Genomic DNA, 16,276 nt, shown 5'->3' on the forward strand with positions numbered 1-16,276 from the left:
CGGCTACGAAATGCCGAATAATCTTGTTGCCGGCACGCGATCTGTGCCTTTCTTGATTGTCCCCGTTGCCACCCGCCCGTCTCGCGGATGGCCGGAAGCGGGGACGGGATGCCGGCAAATCGTCACGAGAATGAAGGTCTGTCGCGTGGGGCGCGCATGCTGCGCACCGCGCTCGGTCCGGCCATCGCCCGCTATCTCGAAGATCCATCCATCGTCGAGGTGATGCTGAACCCGGACGGCCGCATCTGGGTCGATCGGCTGCGGGAGGGTCTCGTCGCGACCGGTGACGTGCTGATCCCGGCCGACGGCGAGCGTATCGTCCGGCTCGTCGCGCACCATGTCGGCGCCGAGGTTCATCCCGGCAACCCGCGCGTCTCGGCCGAGCTGCCGGAGACCGGCGAGCGCTTCGAGGGCCTGCTTCCCCCAGTCGTCGCTGCACCCGCCTTCACCATCCGCAAGCCGGCCGTCGCCGTATTCACACTCGCCGATTACGTCGCCGCCGGCATCATGACCGACACCCAGGCCGAGGTGCTGCGGCTCGCCGTCGAAAGGCGGAAGAACATCCTTGTCGCCGGCGGCACCTCGACCGGTAAGACTACGCTGACCAACGCGCTGCTGGCGGAAGTCGCCAAGACCTCCGATCGCGTGGTGCTGATCGAGGATACGCGTGAGCTGCAATGCGCGGCGCCCAATCTCGTCGCCCTGCGCACCAAGGACGGCGTGGCCTCGCTGTCCGATCTGGTGAAATCCTCGCTCCGGCTTCGACCCGACCGCATCCCGATCGGCGAGGTGCGCGGCGCCGAGGCCCTTGATCTTTTGAAGGCATGGGGCACCGGCCATCCCGGTGGCATGGGTACCATTCACGCCAACACAGCGATCGGCGCGCTCCGGCGTCTGGAGCAGCTCGTGCAGGAGGCCGTGGTTACGGTCCCGCGCGCGTTGATCGCCGAGACGATCGACATCATCGCCGTCCTCTCCGGACGCGGCTCCGTCCGCCGCCTTGCCGAGATCGCCCTTGTCGACGGGCTCGATCCCGCCACCGGCGACTACCGCACGCTTAACGCCAAGCTCGAAACCGATCCCCAACCTCTCTCGAAAGGAGAAGAAGAATGACCCTGCCTGTCCGCCACGCCCGCGACCGGCTTTCCCGCACCGCAATGCTGGCTTCCGTCGTCATGGTGACGGCGATGCCGGCTCATGCTGCTGGTTCCTCGATGCCCTGGGAGGAGCCGTTGCAGCAGATCCTCGAATCCATCGAGGGGCCGGTCGCCAAGATCGTCGCCGTCATCATCATCATCGTCACCGGCCTCACCCTGGCATTCGGCGATACCGGCGGCGGCTTCCGCAAGCTGATCCAGATCGTCTTCGGCCTGTCGATCGCCTTCGCCGCCAGCTCCTTCTTCCTCAGCTTCTTCTCCTTCGGCGGCGGAGCGCTGGTCTGATGCAGGACGAGGACGTTCGCGGCTTCTTCGCGCCGGTGCATCGCGCGCTGACCGAGCCGATCCTGCTCGGCGGCGCGCCCCGCGCCGTCGCGATTCTCAACGGCACGCTGGCCGGCGCGGTCGGCCTTGGCCTGCGGCTCTGGCTCGCCGGCCTCGCCATCTGGGCGATCGGCCATTTCGCCGCCGTCTGGGCGGCGAAGCGCGACCCGCTGTTCGTCGATGTGGTGCGCCGGCATCTCCGCTACCCGACCCATCTCGGCGTGTGAGGTCGTCATGCTCAATCTCTCCGAATACCGCAAGCGTTCCGCCAACCTCGCAGACTTCCTGCCCTGGGCGGCACTCGTCGCGCCCGGCGTCGTGCTCAACAAGGACGGCTCGTTCCAGCGCACGGCCCGCTTTCGCGGGCCGGACCTCGACAGCGCCACGCCGGCCGAGCTGGTCGGCACCACCGCGCGCCTCAACAACGCGCTGCGTCGGCTCGGCTCCGGCTGGGCGATCTTTGTCGAGGCGCAGCGCAATCCCGCCACCGACTATCCCGAGAGCCACTTTTCGGACTCGGCATCCGGGCTGGTCGACGTGGAGCGCCGCGAGCAGTTCGAGGACAGCGGCGTGCTGTTCGAGTCTAGCTACTTCCTCACCTTCGTCTGGCTTCCGCCAGCCGAGGAAGCCTCGCGCATGGAAAGCTGGCTCTACGAAGGCCGCGAGCGCTCCGGCGTCGATCCGTGGGAACTGCTGAAGGGCTTCGTCGATCGCACCGACCGCGTGCTCAATCTGGTCGAGGGCTTCGTGCCGGAGGCCGAATGGCTCGATGACGGCGAGACGCTGACATACCTGCATTCGACGATCTCGGTGTCGCGCCATCGCGTGCGCGTGCCGGAAACCCCGATGTATCTCGATGCTCTGCTCGCAGATCAGCCGCTCGCCGGCGGGCTGGAGCCGCGCCTCGGCGATTTCCATCTGCGCACGCTGACGATTATCGGATTCCCGACCTCGACGTTTCCTGGAATCCTCGACGACCTCAACCGGCTTGCCTTCCTCTACCGCTGGTCGACACGCGCGATCATGCTCGACAAGACCGACGCCACGCGGCTGGTCACGAAGATCAGGCGGCAATGGTTCGCCAAGCGCAAGTCGATTGCAGCGATCGTCAAGGAGGTGATAACCAACGAGGCGTCGGTGCTGATGGACACCGACGCGGCCAACAAGGCGGCCGACGCCGACGCAGCGCTTCAGGATCTCGGCTCCGATCAGGTCGGCGAGGCATACGTCACCGCCACGGTGACGGTCTGGGATGCCGACGCGAGCATCGCCGACGAGAAGCTGCGGCTGGTCGAGAAGGTGATCCAGTCCCGCGACTTTACCTGCATCGTCGAGGGCGTCAACGCGATCGAAGCCTGGCTCGGCTCCCTCCCAGGACAGCTCTATGCCAACGTCCGCCAGCCGCCGATCTCTACGCTGAATCTCGCCCATATGATTCCGCTTTCCGCGGTGTGGGCCGGTCCGGCGAAGGACGAGCATCTCGACGCGCCGCCTCTGTTCTACGCCAGGACCGAAGGTGCGACCCCGTTCCGCTTCGCGCTCCATGTCGGAGACGTCGGCCATCTCATGCTGGTCGGCCCGACCGGCGCGGGCAAGAGCGTGCTGCTGGCGCTGATGGCGCTCCAGTTCCGCCGCTATCCCGAAGCCCAAGTCTTCGTCTTCGATTTCGGCGGCTCGATCCGCGCCGCCACACTGGCGATGGACGGCGACTGGCAGGATCTGGGCGGTTCGTTCTCCGACGACGCCGTCTCGTCCTCGGTCTCGCTCCAGCCGCTCGCCCACATCCAGCACACGCCGGAACGGGCATGGGCGGCCGACTGGCTGGTCGACATCCTCGCGCGCGAGGGCGTGACCATCACGCCGGAGGTGAAGGAGCATCTCTGGACCGCGCTGACCTCGCTTGCCTCCGCTCCGGTCGAGGAGCGCACCATCACCGGCCTCACGGTGCTGTTGCAGTCTTCGGCCTTGAAGCAGGCGTTGCGACCCTATTGCATCGGCGGCGCTCACGGCCGCCTGCTTGACGCCGAGCACGAACATCTCGGCTCGGCTGATGTTCAGGCGTTCGAGACCGAGGGGCTGGTGGGCACGAGAGCCGCGCCTGCCGTGCTCTCCTACCTTTTCCACCGGATCGAGGCCCGCTTCGACGGACGGCCAAGCCTTCTCATCATCGACGAAGGGTGGCGCGCGCTCGACGATGGCGGCTTCGCCGACAAGATCAAGGAATGGCTGAAGACGCTGCGCAAGAAGAATGTCAGCGTCGTGTTCTCCTCGCAGTCTCTGGCCGACATCGAGGCGTCGCCCATCGCGCCGGTGCTGGTCGAGAGCTGCCCGACCCGCATCTTTCTCGCCAACGAGCGCGCCATCGAGCCGCAGATCGCGGCCGTCTACCGACAGTTCGGCCTCAACGACCGCCAGATCGAGATCGTCGCCCGCGCTACGCCGAAGCGCGACTACTACTGCCAGTCCCGGCGTGGCAACCGCCTGTTCGAGCTTGGCCTGGGCCACATCGCGTTGGCGCTATGCGCGTCGTCCGACAAACCCGCGCATGCACTGATCGACGAGTTGCTGCGGGACGGTTCGCGGCCTTACTTCCTCGAAGCCTGGCTTCACGCCAACGGCCTCGCCTGGGCGGCCGATCTCGTTCCCGACCTCACGAATGTCATCGACCAGTCCGCGCCCGCCGATGTGCCGGGGATGCCCGGCGCGGCGGCCGCCGCCGGTGCGTCCGACAAATCCGCCCCGGCGCCCGATTCCGATCCCGACCATCCGTCATCCGAAGAGGAGATTTGACCATGCCCCGACATATCCGCCTTCGCCACGCTGTTGCAGCCGGCGCGCTCGCGCTGTCGATCGTCCCGCCGGTCCTCGTCGGCGTCCCCGTGCCGGCCCACGCGCAGTTCTTCGGCGGCCGCATCGTCTACGATCCGACCAACTACAGCCAGAATTTGCTCTCGGCCGCCCGCGCGCTGGAGCAGATCAACAATCAGGTGACGTCGCTCGCCAACGAAGCGCAAATGTTGCTCAACCAGGCGCGGAACCTGACCAGCCTGCCGACCTCCATGATCTCCGAGATCGAAGGCAACTTCTCCGAGATGAAGAGCCTGCTCGGCGAGGCCGAGCGGCTCGCCTACAGCGTGCAGGACATCGAGAGTCAGTTCGCCTCGACCTATCGCGACTTCGTCGGCGACAAGACCGCGGAGCAGCTTGTCGCCGCCGCCCGCGAGCGCTGGCAGCAGTCGCTTTCGGCCTATGAGCATTCGCTGAAGGCCGGCGCGACGGCCGTGGGCAATATCGACGGAACGCAGGCGCAGACCCGTTCGCTGGTCGGCGCCAGCCAGTCGGCGGTCGGCATCCTTCAGGCGACACAGGCCGGCAACGAGTTGCTCGCCGTGCAGGCGAGCCAGATCGCCGACCTCACCGCCATGCTCGCCGCGCAGGGACGCGCCGAGGCGCTGGAGCAGTCCCGTCGCGCGGCCGCGCAGGAACAGGCCCGCGAGCAGTTCGGCCGCTTCATGTCCGGCCGCGACTACAGCCCGTCCACCGTTCGCATGTTCAACGACTGAGGACACGCGCGCGATGGACCTGAAGATCGCCGCCCGGATGATCGCCGTCCTCGCCTTCGGCGCAGTCATGATTGCTGCCGTCGCTGCGCTGCGCGAGGCAGGCTCGGAGGATACCGCGCCCGCCACTCGCCTCCGTGATCCGGGCGGCGAGCCTGTCCTTGCCCCCTTTGGCAATGCCGAGCTGGTCCACTGCCGCGACCTCGGCATGGCGGCCGCCGACGATGCAGCCTGCAAGAAGGTATGGGCCGAGCATCGCCGGCGCTTTTTCCAGACCCGCGAGCCGAGGCGGCCTGCCGATCCGAAGCCGGAGCGCTTCGGCGGCTCGGCGCCTTCCGTCACGCCGCCCGCCGATCCTTCCACGGCGGACGATACGGAGAAGCCCGGCCCGGCGACGCCGACCGACACCGAGAGTGACGAGGCGCCATTACCATGAACGATGTCGGCGTCATCGACCGCTTCCTCAGCGTTTTCACCAGCTACATCGACTCTGGTTTCGGCCTGCTCGGCGGCGAGATCGCGTTCCTCACCACCACGCTGATCGTCATAGACATCACGCTCGCCGGCCTGTTCTGGGCCTGGGGCGCCGACGAGGACGTGCTGCAGCGGCTCGTGAAGAAGACCCTCTATATCGGCTTCTTCGCCTTCATCATCGGCAACTTCAACTGGCTCGCCGGCATCGTCTTCGAGAGCTTTTCCGGTCTCGGCCTTCAGGCCGGCGGATCGTCGCTCTCCGGTGCCGAGCTTCTCCAGCCCGGCCGCGTCGCCCAGGTCGGCATCGACGCCGGCAACCCGATACTCGAGGCGGCCGGCGATCTCATGGGCTACCTGTCTTTCTTCGAGAACCTGATCCAGATCGTCGTGCTCATGACGGCCTGGGCGATCGTGCTGATCGCCTTCTTCGTCCTCGCCGTCCAGATCTTCGTCACGCTGATCGAGTTCAAGCTGACGACGCTCGCCGGGTTCGTGCTGATCCCGTTCGCGCTGTTCGGCAAGACCGCTTTCCTCGCAGAAAAGGTTCTCGGTAACATCGTCGCCTCCGGCGTCAAGATCCTCGTGCTGGCGGTCATCGTCGGCATCGGCTCCGGCCTGTTCGGCGAGTTCACTTCCGGCTTCCCGGACGAGCCGACCGTCACCGACGCCATGTCGCTGGCGCTCGGGGCGCTGGCGCTGATGGGCCTGTCGATCTTCGGTCCCGGCATCGCCACCGGCCTCGTCTCCGGCGCTCCGCAGCTCGGCGCGGGCGCGGCGGTCGGCACCGGCCTCGCGGTGGCCGGAATGGGAGCGGCGGGCTACATGGGCTCGCGCTCCGCAGCGGGAGGCGCTGTCGGAGCGGTCGGAGCCGGTGGCCGCATGTCAGCGGCTGCTGCGCGTGGTGGCGCGAATATCGCAGGCAGCACCTCGGCCGCCTATGGCCTCGCCGCCTCCACGTCCGGGCAGACCGGCGCGGGCGCGGTTGCCGCGGGCTTAAGCGGCGTCGCCAAGGCCGGGGCATCGGCCGCTGCACAGCCCGTCCGCCAGGCCATGTCGCGCGCGGCCGCGTCGGTTAGCTCCAGCTACCGCTCCGGCCAGGCAGGAGCATGGACCGCCACCGGCGGCCAGTCGCAAGTCGCAGGCATGGCGGCCGCCGGGGCCGGCAGCACCGCCGCATCCGCCGCGCCCTCCGGACAGCCTGCATGGGCCGCACGCATGAAGCGCGGCCAGACCATGAGCCACGGCGCCACCGCCGCCGCCCATGCCGTCCGCTCCGGCGATTCCGGCGGCGGCTCCATGAATGTCTCTCTCAATCAGGACGACCGCGGATGAACCCCTTCAAAAGACCGACCGTGCGCTACGCGCGCACGCCCGAACCCGAAACCCCCTACCAGAAGGCCGCACAAGTCTGGGACGAGCGGCTCGGCTCGGCCCGCGCGCAGGCGAAGAACTGGCGCCTGATGGCCTTCGGCTCTCTGCTGCTCGCCGGCGGCTTTGCCGCCGCGCTCGTCTGGCAGTCGACGCGCGGGACCGTCGTGCCCTGGGTGGTGCAGATCGACCGCTTCGGCGAGGCGCAGGCCGTGGCCTCGGCCGTCGCCGACTACCGGCCCACCGACCCGCAGATCGCATGGCATCTCGGCCGCTTCGTCGAGCAGGTCAGGAGCCTGCCGGCCGATCCGATCATCGTGCGCCAGAACTGGCTGCGCGCCTACGAATACACCACCGATCGCGGCGCGGTCGCGCTCAACGACTATGCGAGATCGAACGACCCGTTCACGCGCGTCGGCCGCCAGCAGGTCGCCGTCGAGATCTCGTCCGTTATCCGTGCCTCGCCGGATTCCTTCCGCATCGCCTGGACGGAGCGCCGCTACGAGAACGGCCAGCTTGCCGCCACCGAGCGCTGGACCGCTATCCTGACCGTGGTGATCCAGCAGCCGCGCACCGCCGAACGCCTGCGGGCCAACCCGCTCGGCGTCTATGTCAACGCAATCAACTGGTCGAGGGAGATGGGATCATGAAGGGGGCCTACAGGACAAGGACTTCGCTACCGCTGGTCGTGCTGGTGTCGGCGGCGGCACTCGCCGGCTGCGCCCGGAAATACATCCCGCCGGAGATCGACTATGACGACGCAGCGCCCGCCGTGCTGACTGCCGATCCGCCGGGTCCGGTCCGCATTGTCGAGACCCCGAAGCCGTTGCCGCTGCCCGGCCAGCTGAAGCCGGTCGACGGCGCGGCGGCGAAGCCCGAGCCGGCCGATCCCCGCCAGCGCATCATCCAGGCGAACGAGGCAGCCCGCATGCAGCCGGTCCGCGACGGCTTCATCAACGCCGTGCAGGTCTATCCCTGGTCCGCCGGCGCGCTCTATCAGGTCTACACGGCACCCGGCCAGGTCACGGACATCGCGCTCCAGCCCGGAGAGCAGCTCGTCGGCTCAGGCCCGGTCGCCGCCGGCGACACCGTGCGCTGGATCATCGGCGACACCGAGAGCGGGGCCGGTGACAGGCGGCAGGTCCACATCCTCGTCAAGCCGACGCGGCCGGACCTTCAGACCAACCTCGTCATCAACACCGACCGGCGCACCTATCACATGGAGCTGCGCTCAACGCCCTCGACCTATATGGCGTCCGTGTCGTGGCAGTATCCGCAGGACCAGCTCATCGCCCTGCGCCGCCAGAACGCGCGGGCCGCCCAGGTCCAGCCCGTCGCGAGCGGCGTCGACATCTCGAAGCTCAACTTCCGCTATTCGATCGAAGGCGCCAGCGCGCCGTGGAAGCCGCTGCGCGCCTTCGACGACGGCTCCAAGGTCTATATCGAGTTCCCGTCCGGCATCGCCCAGGGCGAGATGCCGCCGCTGTTCGTCATCGGCTCCTCGGGCAATTCCGAGCTGGTCAACTACCGCGCCCGCCAGAACTACTATGTCGTCGATCGGCTGTTCGCGGCCGCCGAGCTGCGCATGGGCGACAAGGACGCGCAGCGCCGCGTCCGCATCGTGCGAACGGACGGCCGGCAGCCGGCGCGCCGTCCGGCGATCTTCGCCAGGGGAGAAGGGCGATGACCGACGCCCAGACCCCTCCCGGCGGCGACATCCGCGCCGAGCTGCGCCTGCGGCCGGAGCCGCCGCGCGTCACGCGGCTCTCGCGGAAGGTGCTGATCGGCCTTGGCGGCGTCGGCGCGGTCGCGGTCCTCGGCGCGCTGGTCTGGGCACTCGACACGAACCGGCGCGGCGGCCAGCAGCCGTCCGAACTCTACAGCACCGAGAACCGCTCGACGGCGGACGGCTTGCAGAACCTTCCCCGCGACTATACCGGCCTACCGCGCCCCGACGTGCCGGAGCTGGGGCCGGCTCTGCCCGGCGACCTCGGCCGTCCGATCCGCCGCGCGCAGGAGCGCGGCCAGCCGGTCGCGCCGCCGACCATCCAGACCCCGCAGGCCGATCCGGAGGAGCAGCGCCGCCTTGCAGAGATCGAGGCCGCCCGCACCGCGAGGCTGTTCACCGACAGCCGAGGCGAACGCACCGGCCAGCGGATCGCGGGCGCGACCGTTCCCGGCCTCGATACGGGCGCGCTCACCCTCCCGGCCGAGCCGCCGCCGCTCGATTCCGGCTCCGCGCAGAACATGCAGGACCGCAAGCTCGCCTTCGTCAACGCCGAGACCGACCGCCGCACCGTCAGCGCAGACCGCGTGCAGGACAAGGCGTCGCCCTATGTCGTGCAGGCCGGCGCTGTGATCCCGGCCGCTCTCATCACCGGCATTCGCTCCGATCTGCCGGGGCAGGTCACGGCACAGGTGACGGAACACGTCTACGACAGCCCGACCGGATCGCATCTCCTGATCCCGCAGGGCGCGCGTCTCATTGGCCAGTACGACAGTCAGGTCGCCTTCGGGCAGCGCCGCGTGCTGCTGGTCTGGAACCGCATCGTCATGCCGGACGGAACCTCCATCGTGCTGGAACGCCTGCAAGGCACCGACCCGCAGGGCTTCTCCGGCCTTGAGGATCAGGTCGACTATCATTGGGGCCAACTCTTCCGCGCGGCCGCGCTGTCCACCCTTCTCGGCGTCGGCACCCAACTCGCCATCGGCGACGAGAGCGACATCGCTCGCGCCATCCGCGAAAGCGCCCAGGACAGCGCCTCCGACATCGGCCAGCAGATCGTGCGCCGCCAGCTCAACATCCAGCCGACGCTCACCGTCCGGCCGGGCTTCCCCGTCCGCGTGGTCGTCCAGCGCGATCTTGTGATGCAGCCCTACGGTGCGCCGAGGGAACCATCATGACGAAGCTGAAGCTCTCCGCCATTCCCGACGACCGGCCGGTCAAGATCACCGTCGAGCTGCCGGCCGCCGTCCATCGCGATCTCGTCGCCTATGCGGAGATCCTTGCACGGACCTCCGGCGACGCCGCACCGGCCGATCCAGCCAAGCTTGTCGCGCCAATGCTCCAGCGCTTCATGGCAACCGACAAGGGGTTCCGGAAAGAGAGGCAAGCAGGTATCTCAACTTCGTCGAGAGCGAAAGTGTGAACCGCCTACAGGCGGCCAAGCGCGCGCGAAGAGCAGCGAAGCAATGGCGCGAAACAGCCTCAAATCCCGCTGGCTCCTTTACCCGACAGGTAGGGTATGATACCCGTTTTCTGTGCAAGATCGGGTGCTATACCCGTTCTTGAAGGAGGAGTTGATCTGCGCTTCGTTACGACCCCCGTGGCCTCACAACTGACCGGGCTTTCGACGGAGAAGCTCCGTGAATGGACCAGCAGACGGGCGCTGGTGCCTGCTGACGTTCGTCCAAAGGGAAAGGGTTCTCCGGCCAAGTTCAGTTGGCAGACGGTGCTAATCCTGAGAATTGCGGCGCTTCTGCGCGACCAGTTCAAGCTTGAACTGCAAGCCCACAAGGCATCGTTCGCCCGCCTCCGTCGCGAGCTTCACAGGAAGTCGTTCATTAGCCTTTGGGGGCAGCGTCTCTCCCTCAGCGCCGAGGGGTGGACCCTCACCGAAGATAGCTCGCCGCTCCCGCAAGACGATATTCTTCTCGTTCGGCTCGACCCGCACCTAGAGATTTTGCGCGACGGCTTCGCTCTTGCGGACACCCTCTCAGGTCGCAGCCAGCTTGAGCTTTTTTCCCTCCCGAACCTTCACGGCGCGAAACACGGCGCAGGTACAGGCGAGATGGCCCAAGCCCGGCAAAGGCGCTCGGCATGAAAGCGCCCGCCACATCAAGAGAATGGCTCTTGCCATATGTTCCCGATATGTTCTCATTGGATGGCGAAGCGGCAGGATCGCGTCAGTGACGACAATGGCGACACAAGACTGGCTGGAAAAGCTCGGCTACGCGGCCGAGCCGGCCGTGTTGCACCGCCGTGACGAGGCGGTGCCTGAGTCGCATCCATATGCGCTTGAGATCAGGACTCTGCTGAAACCCGATGGCGCGATACGCGCTCAGGCGGTGTTCGACGTGGAAGGCGTTCCGACCGTCGTCTTCGTCGGCGATGATGACGAGCCGCTGACGTCGCAGGCCCTCGACGAGGCCCGGAAGCGCATCTGGAACCAGAATCTCGCCACTGTGGTCATCGAGGTGAAGGGCGACCGCGCCGTGGCTTTGCCCGCTCGCAGACTCCGCGATGCGGGGGAACATCTGTCGCTGCAAGAGGCTCGTGCAGACGGGCCGTTCTCTGCCTTGGATGTGGTCTCGGCCAATCTCTCGCGTCGCACGCCAAGCTGGTTCGATGTCAAGGCGCGGGTCGACCGCAAGCTTCTCGCCAATCTTTCCACCGTCGTAGCGGCACTGTCGGAGGAGGGTTTCGCCGGCATATCCGACAAGAAGAAATCAAGGCGCTTGGCCGAACTCCTCATGGGCCAGGTGCTGTTCCTTTCCTACCTCGAACACCGGGAAATTGTCGGTTCTACCTATCGTCAACGCCGAGGGGTCCAAGACCTGCACGGCCTGATCGCACGCACCGATCGGGCCGGAATGCGCACGCTGATCGACCGGCTTCGGTCCGACTTCAACGGCGACTTCCTGGGCGACGATCGGCATGATCCCTGGACCGCCCTTAGCAGTGATGGCTTCGACCTGCTCAGTCGGTTCCTGCGCCGTACTGACATGCGAACGGGACAGGGTGACTTCTGGAACTATGACTTCAGCTTTATCCCTGTCGAGCTTCTGTCCGGCTTGTACGAGTCATTCCTTTCGCCCGAGCAGCAAGCGAAGGAAGGCGCTTATTATACGCCTCGTCACCTCGCGATGCTTGCTGTCGATCAGGCATTCGCAAGCTCTTCCGATCCGCTCGCCGAGACGATCTTCGATGGTGCGTGCGGGTCGGGAATCCTGCTGACAACCGCCTATCGCCGCCTCATTGCGTTGTCGGAAGCCGGCGCTCGGCGCAAGCTCGGTTTCCGCGAACGCGGAGAGCTTCTGAAGGAGCGCATTTTTGGCGGCGACATCAACTTCATGGCCTGCCGCGTCACCGCTTTCAGCCTCTATCTCTCGCTGCTGGAAGGTCTCGATCCGGCCGACATCATGGAGGCCCAGGAAAAAGAGAACGCCAAGCTGCCTCCCCTCAACGACACCAACCTCGTCCACGGTGAGGACAGGGCGGACTTCTTCCGAAACGAGCATGCCTTCAATGGCAGGCGTTTTTCTCTGATTATTTCCAATCCGCCCTGGGCCGAACCGGAAGGGGAAACGCGCACGTCGGCCGATGACTGGGCGGAGCGCGCGGGAGTTCCGTTCGTGCGGCGCCAGATCGCCGGCGCCTACGCACTTCGCGCCTGTGACTTCCTCGCCGACGGTGGGCGCATCTGCCTCATTCTGCCCATCGGGCAATTCCTTGGCCCATCGAGCTCCGATTTCGTTTCGTATCTCCTCGAGGACTACCGGCCATCGCGTCTCATCAATTTCGGCGACCTGCAGGGTCTTCTGTTCCCCAGCGCCGAAAACACCTGCCATGTCTTTCTCGGAGAGCGTCGGCCGGAACGCCTGCCTGGCAAAATTCCTTTTGACGAGACATTCGAATATTGCGTGCCGAAAGCGGACATGAGCTTGGCGCTCGGACGACTCACCATGCAGTCGGCCGACAAGCATCGCCTCCAGACCCGTTCTGTCTCCGAAGACCCGCAGCTCCTCGTCACGATGATGTGGGGTGATGCAAACGACCTCGCGCTGTGGACGCGACTCTCGGCTCGTGGAACCTTCGCGGACTTCTGGAAAGGTCCCCGCGAGTTTCGCCGATGGGTCTACCGCAAGGGCATCCATCTGCACGACAGGAGCCGCGAGGCGGTGAGTGCCGCGCCGCTGCGCGATACGCCCTTCGTGCCAATTGCCGCATTGAGCGCGGGCTCTCCAGTCCTTCACGGGGACCTCCTAAAGAAATGGCCTGAAGACGAGGACACGGTCGTTGGCTTGAATGACGCTGTGCTTGCGGTATTCGACGGCCCGCGCGTCCTGTTTCCGGACGGCTTCTCGAAAGAGGAGCAGAACATCCGCGCTGTCTATTACGACAAATCTGCGACGTTCACACACAGTGTCGGCGTCATTGCTGGCAAGAAGGATGAGGACGCTACGCTCCTCCAGTTTGTCGCTGTCTATCTACGTTCGACACTGGCTCGCTATTTCCTGATGATGCGAGGCTGGAAGATGCTTTGCGAACGCAACGGCGTCCACCTAAAGGATGTTGAGGCGTTCCCCTTCTTCGTCCCAGAGGACGCGCCGGACTCGGACGCCGCTGCGGAGGCTTTGGCAACCGTTGCGCGCCACATCGCAACAATTGCGGGCCTGCCCGAGCTTAGCCAGACGACACGATACAACGAGCTTCGATCGGACCTCGACCAGGCGGTGTTCCGTTATTTCGGGCTGACCCCGGAAGAGAAAGTCCTCGTCGAGGAGACGGTCGCCATCCTTATGCCGTCCATCCGGCCAAGAAGCTTCAAGAGCCTGGATACACCGGCCCAACAGGCTGCGGACGGTAATGACTTCAGCACATATGCTCATGCCCTCGCCGAATCTCTGACCTCCTGGCGAACGCGAACCGGCGGCAAAGGCCGCTTCAGCGTCAATGTGGTTGCGAGCGATCCGAACCGCGCCGGGCCGGCCGGCATCGTGCGCATCACCTATGCAGAAAAACCGACTGCGGGACCTGTCGTCAACACCAAGGTGAACGACGATTTGGTTCTTCAGACCTTGGGACAACTTCGCGCCTCAGGGCTTCGGGCAATCCCCAGCGGAGATTCGCTGACGCTCGTCCCTGATGCGCATCTGTGGATCGATGGCTCCCTCTATTTGGTTCGGCCGCTAACGCAACGAAGCTGGACTGTCCGCCAAGCATTACGCGACGCAGAACACATCGTGAGGACAGTCCAGTCCCGAGCGGCACCCAGGACACAAGGGGTGCCTGCGTGACGACGAGTTCCGATTGGTTAGCTGCCTTCCCGATCCAACCAGCCACCGAAGCTGTCGAGGCGCTCCGGCAAGCCTGGTCCGAGCTTGCTGCCCGGCCTCGTCCAAATTTCAATCCGAAGACGAAGGAACCGGCGCTCACCAAGCGGCTCAAGGTCTACATCGAAAACTACACGGCTCGGCAACGCGGGCTGCTGGGCATGTGGGTGGCTGAAGACATCATCGGGGAAATCGATCCCGAGACTGGCGAGATGCTCGAAGAGCGCCGAACAGACATCGCCTACGGCTGGAACGACCAAGCTCGGGATATGAAGCTGGTGTTCGAGTTCAAGCGCCTCGGAAAACAGAAGAGCCATCGAGACCATTATTTGCGCGATCGCGGCCTCGCGCGCTTCGTAACAGGTATCTACAGCCGCCGCCAAGCCGTCGCCGCGATGGTCGGCGTCCTGCTCGACCCCGAACCCGAGGTTGTTCCACCGATCCGGAGGGCGCTGAGTGACAAGGCGCTGGCGACGGTTCTCCGTCTACGGCCCAACGCCACTGGTTCGCCCTTCGATCGGCCATCGCTGCTGTTTGCAGGCGCGGACTTCGATACCGAGCACGAGCGTGATACAGCCCTCGCGCCCACACATGGTCATATCCGGGTGTCGCACTTCTTTCTGCCGTTCGGCTATCCGGCCGACACAAAGAAGAAGGCCGGCTGCTAACGCCGAGCAGTTATGGATGCCGGATTTGGCCGGTCCTTTGGCCGATCTTGCCTGCAATCCTCGACGCAATCGTCGACTGCTCAGGCGGCGGCCTTCAGCTCTTGCTCGGGCGGTACCGGCAGGGGCGCCACCTTTGCCTGATGGAGCCATCCCACATCCGGTCCATCGGCCTTGCCCTTGGCGCTGTCGATGATGACATTGGATATACGCTCCTGCTGCTTGCGCAGATGATCGCGCAGCAGGCTATCGCGCGTGATGTAGCCCGCATTCACGCCGGGCAGCGAATGGTTCATCAGGAGATGGATGTCCAGTTCTGACACAACGGCCGCCTGCGCCAGCGTGCGGTAGCTCTGGCGTAGGTCGTTGCCCCACTTCGACAGAACGTCCCGCTCTTCCTTGTGCTCGATCAGATGCCCGCTGTCGCTGTCGGCCGGGAACAGCCAGAACTCGGCCTGGTCGGGATAGAGGATGCGGCCGGCGCGCATCGCCCGCAAGATGCAGCGGATCATCGGCCGCGACAGGGGAATGTCGAACGCCTTCTTCACGCCGCCCTTCGGCTTGGGGACGTGCAGAAGCCGGCTGCGGAAGTCGATGTGCTCGATCCGCACATTCTTCAGCGCCGTCGGCCGCGAGCCGCTCAGCAGCGTCATCAGGTGGAACTCGCGGCGGATCGGATTGGTGAGCGCGGTCAGCTGCGCGAACCACGGCGCCATGTCGCTGGTGCCCATGCCGGTATCGCGCCGCCGCTCGGTGTTCCAGTCGATCGCCGTCACCGGGTTGACCGGCGGCAGGTCGGGATTGGTCTTTCGTGCGTGGTTGTAGACCGCCCGCAGGCTCCGCATCGCGCCATTGGCGATGTAGGGACCGTTCTCCGCGCTGATCTTGTCATGCCGCTCGGCGACGAGCTTCGGCTGGCGGCCGAGCCTGGCGAGCGGCTTGTCCAGCCAATCCTCAAACAGCCGCTCCATATGGTCGCGGTAGTTCTCGATCGTGCGCGCATCGCGGCCCTTGCGGATCATGTGCCCGTCCCGATACCGCTCCCATGCCTTGCGCAGCGTGACCGCGCCCGGCTTGATCTTCTGCTCCTCTCCCGGCCGCTCGCCGCGTGCGATGGAACCGATCTCCACCTTTGCCTTGCTGCGAGCCTCGCGCGTCGTCACGTCCCCGCACTCGCCGAGCTTCACCTGCGCGGCGAACTCCCGGACGCCATCGCGCCAGAACTCCGCTTGCGCCATGAAGGTCTTCTTCTTCTTTCCGACGAGCACGAAGAAGCCGGGAAGCTCGGTGTCGCGGACCTTGTATTGCTTGTCGGTTGCATAGGGCAAGCGTGCGATCGCCTTGTCGGTGAGAAGCTGCCGGTTGTCGGCCATTTTCGGGCCTCCCAATTTTTAGTCTGGGTTTAGTCTGGGGAAGTACTCGGCGAGAGTCATCGCGGTGAAACTACGCCAAAGCACGACCGTATACGAAAAATATTAGCAAAATCAGTATATTACGTCAAGGCAAAAAGTATGGTGACGTAGGCGATAGTGCATGCCAATATGGCTGCGTACATACTACGAATCTGGGGGTCAGAGGTTCGAATCCTTTCGGGCGCGCCATTCAACTCTTTGTACGACTCGGAGACATGGGTGACAGTTTGTACCTAAGACATGGGTGACAACCTCGTGCC

15 protein-coding genes are annotated in these 16,276 nt (G+C 65.5%); 14 read left to right on the forward strand and 1 reads right to left on the reverse strand.

Features of this window, described 5'->3' with window-relative positions; genetic code table 11:
* Positions 1-108: 108 nt before the first annotated feature.
* From trbB to EJC49_RS10145, 14 genes are all read left to right on the forward strand, one after another.
* Positions 109-1,113, forward strand: coding sequence for a P-type conjugative transfer ATPase TrbB (gene trbB, locus EJC49_RS10080; RefSeq protein WP_126699794.1), 1,005 nt, complete (start codon positions 109-111; stop codon positions 1,111-1,113).
* A 44-nt stretch (positions 1,114-1,157) separates the two neighbouring features.
* Positions 1,158-1,442, forward strand: coding sequence for a TrbC/VirB2 family type IV secretion system protein (locus tag EJC49_RS10085; RefSeq protein WP_280960022.1), 285 nt, complete (start codon positions 1,158-1,160; stop codon positions 1,440-1,442).
* Positions 1,442-1,708, forward strand: coding sequence for a VirB3 family type IV secretion system protein (locus tag EJC49_RS10090; protein WP_126699796.1), 267 nt, complete (start codon positions 1,442-1,444; stop codon positions 1,706-1,708). The genes EJC49_RS10085 and EJC49_RS10090 overlap by 1 nt, the downstream gene beginning before the upstream one ends.
* A gap of 7 nt (positions 1,709-1,715) precedes the next feature.
* Positions 1,716-4,271, forward strand: a complete 2,556-nt coding sequence (gene trbE / locus EJC49_RS10095) for a conjugal transfer protein TrbE (RefSeq protein ID WP_126699797.1) — start codon at positions 1,716-1,718, stop codon at positions 4,269-4,271.
* Positions 4,272-4,273: 2 nt separating this feature from the next.
* On the forward strand, positions 4,274-5,044 hold the full coding sequence (gene trbJ, locus EJC49_RS10100; RefSeq protein ID WP_126699798.1) for a P-type conjugative transfer protein TrbJ: 771 nt from the start codon (positions 4,274-4,276) through the stop codon (positions 5,042-5,044).
* Positions 5,045-5,057: 13 nt separating this feature from the next.
* Positions 5,058-5,477, forward strand: a complete 420-nt coding sequence (gene trbK-alt / locus EJC49_RS10105) for a putative entry exclusion protein TrbK-alt (protein WP_126699799.1) — start codon at positions 5,058-5,060, stop codon at positions 5,475-5,477.
* Positions 5,474-6,847: a P-type conjugative transfer protein TrbL gene (gene trbL / locus EJC49_RS10110; protein ID WP_126699800.1), complete on the forward strand. Its 1,374-nt coding sequence runs from the start codon at positions 5,474-5,476 to the stop codon at positions 6,845-6,847. Before trbK-alt ends, trbL begins: the two co-directional genes overlap by 4 nt.
* Entirely contained in the window at positions 6,844-7,533 is a 690-nt protein-coding gene (trbF, locus tag EJC49_RS10115) for a conjugal transfer protein TrbF (RefSeq protein WP_126699801.1), read from the forward strand. Before trbL ends, trbF begins: the two co-directional genes overlap by 4 nt.
* Entirely contained in the window at positions 7,530-8,570 is a 1,041-nt protein-coding gene (gene trbG / locus EJC49_RS10120; RefSeq protein ID WP_126699802.1) for a P-type conjugative transfer protein TrbG, read from the forward strand. Before trbF ends, trbG begins: the two co-directional genes overlap by 4 nt.
* The gene (locus EJC49_RS10125) at positions 8,567-9,787 is read left to right on the forward strand and encodes a TraB/TrbI/VirB10 family type IV secretion system protein (RefSeq protein ID WP_126699803.1); all 1,221 of its coding nucleotides are present in this window, start codon (positions 8,567-8,569) and stop codon (positions 9,785-9,787) included. The genes trbG and EJC49_RS10125 overlap by 4 nt, the downstream gene beginning before the upstream one ends.
* Positions 9,784-10,032, forward strand: a complete 249-nt coding sequence (locus tag EJC49_RS10130; RefSeq protein ID WP_126699804.1) for a DUF2274 domain-containing protein — start codon at positions 9,784-9,786, stop codon at positions 10,030-10,032. The genes EJC49_RS10125 and EJC49_RS10130 overlap by 4 nt, the downstream gene beginning before the upstream one ends.
* Positions 10,033-10,209: 177 nt before the next feature.
* On the forward strand, positions 10,210-10,707 hold the full coding sequence (locus EJC49_RS10135) for a hypothetical protein (RefSeq protein WP_210211784.1): 498 nt from the start codon (positions 10,210-10,212) through the stop codon (positions 10,705-10,707).
* 94 nt (positions 10,708-10,801) lie between these two features.
* The gene (locus EJC49_RS10140; RefSeq protein ID WP_126699815.1) at positions 10,802-13,903 is read left to right on the forward strand and encodes an HsdM family class I SAM-dependent methyltransferase; all 3,102 of its coding nucleotides are present in this window, start codon (positions 10,802-10,804) and stop codon (positions 13,901-13,903) included.
* On the forward strand, positions 13,900-14,607 hold the full coding sequence (locus EJC49_RS10145; RefSeq protein ID WP_126699805.1) for a Fis family transcriptional regulator: 708 nt from the start codon (positions 13,900-13,902) through the stop codon (positions 14,605-14,607). The genes EJC49_RS10140 and EJC49_RS10145 overlap by 4 nt, the downstream gene beginning before the upstream one ends.
* An 80-nt stretch (positions 14,608-14,687) precedes the next feature.
* Here the strand turns inward: EJC49_RS10145 and EJC49_RS10150 are convergent, their stop codons facing one another.
* Positions 14,688-15,977 carry an integrase arm-type DNA-binding domain-containing protein gene (locus tag EJC49_RS10150; protein WP_126699806.1) on the reverse strand — a complete coding sequence of 430 codons (1,290 nt, stop codon included), beginning with the start codon at positions 15,975-15,977 and terminating at the stop codon, positions 14,688-14,690.
* Positions 15,978-16,276 lie beyond the last annotated feature (299 nt).

The sequence above is a fragment of the Aquibium carbonis genome, from assembly GCF_003970795.1.
Taxonomy (GTDB): domain Bacteria; phylum Pseudomonadota; class Alphaproteobacteria; order Rhizobiales; family Rhizobiaceae; genus Aquibium; species Aquibium carbonis.

What these genes read in the sequence shown, in the direction of transcription:
- trbB (WP_126699794.1), top strand. Translation starts at nt 109, where the DNA reads ATGCCGGCAAATCGTCACGAGAATGAAGGTCTGTCGCGTGGGGCGCGC.
- EJC49_RS10085 (WP_280960022.1), top strand. Translation starts at nt 1,158, where the DNA reads ATGCTGGCTTCCGTCGTCATGGTGACGGCGATGCCGGCTCATGCTGCT.
- EJC49_RS10090 (WP_126699796.1), top strand. Translation starts at nt 1,442, where the DNA reads ATGCAGGACGAGGACGTTCGCGGCTTCTTCGCGCCGGTGCATCGCGCG.
- trbE (WP_126699797.1), top strand. Translation starts at nt 1,716, where the DNA reads ATGCTCAATCTCTCCGAATACCGCAAGCGTTCCGCCAACCTCGCAGAC.
- trbJ (WP_126699798.1), top strand. Translation starts at nt 4,274, where the DNA reads ATGCCCCGACATATCCGCCTTCGCCACGCTGTTGCAGCCGGCGCGCTC.
- trbK-alt (WP_126699799.1), top strand. Translation starts at nt 5,058, where the DNA reads ATGGACCTGAAGATCGCCGCCCGGATGATCGCCGTCCTCGCCTTCGGC.
- trbL (WP_126699800.1), top strand. Translation starts at nt 5,474, where the DNA reads ATGAACGATGTCGGCGTCATCGACCGCTTCCTCAGCGTTTTCACCAGC.
- trbF (WP_126699801.1), top strand. Translation starts at nt 6,844, where the DNA reads ATGAACCCCTTCAAAAGACCGACCGTGCGCTACGCGCGCACGCCCGAA.
- trbG (WP_126699802.1), top strand. Translation starts at nt 7,530, where the DNA reads ATGAAGGGGGCCTACAGGACAAGGACTTCGCTACCGCTGGTCGTGCTG.
- EJC49_RS10125 (WP_126699803.1), top strand. Translation starts at nt 8,567, where the DNA reads ATGACCGACGCCCAGACCCCTCCCGGCGGCGACATCCGCGCCGAGCTG.
- EJC49_RS10130 (WP_126699804.1), top strand. Translation starts at nt 9,784, where the DNA reads ATGACGAAGCTGAAGCTCTCCGCCATTCCCGACGACCGGCCGGTCAAG.
- EJC49_RS10140 (WP_126699815.1), top strand. Translation starts at nt 10,802, where the DNA reads ATGGCGACACAAGACTGGCTGGAAAAGCTCGGCTACGCGGCCGAGCCG.
- EJC49_RS10150 (WP_126699806.1), bottom strand. Translation starts at nt 15,977, where the DNA reads ATGGCCGACAACCGGCAGCTTCTCACCGACAAGGCGATCGCACGCTTG.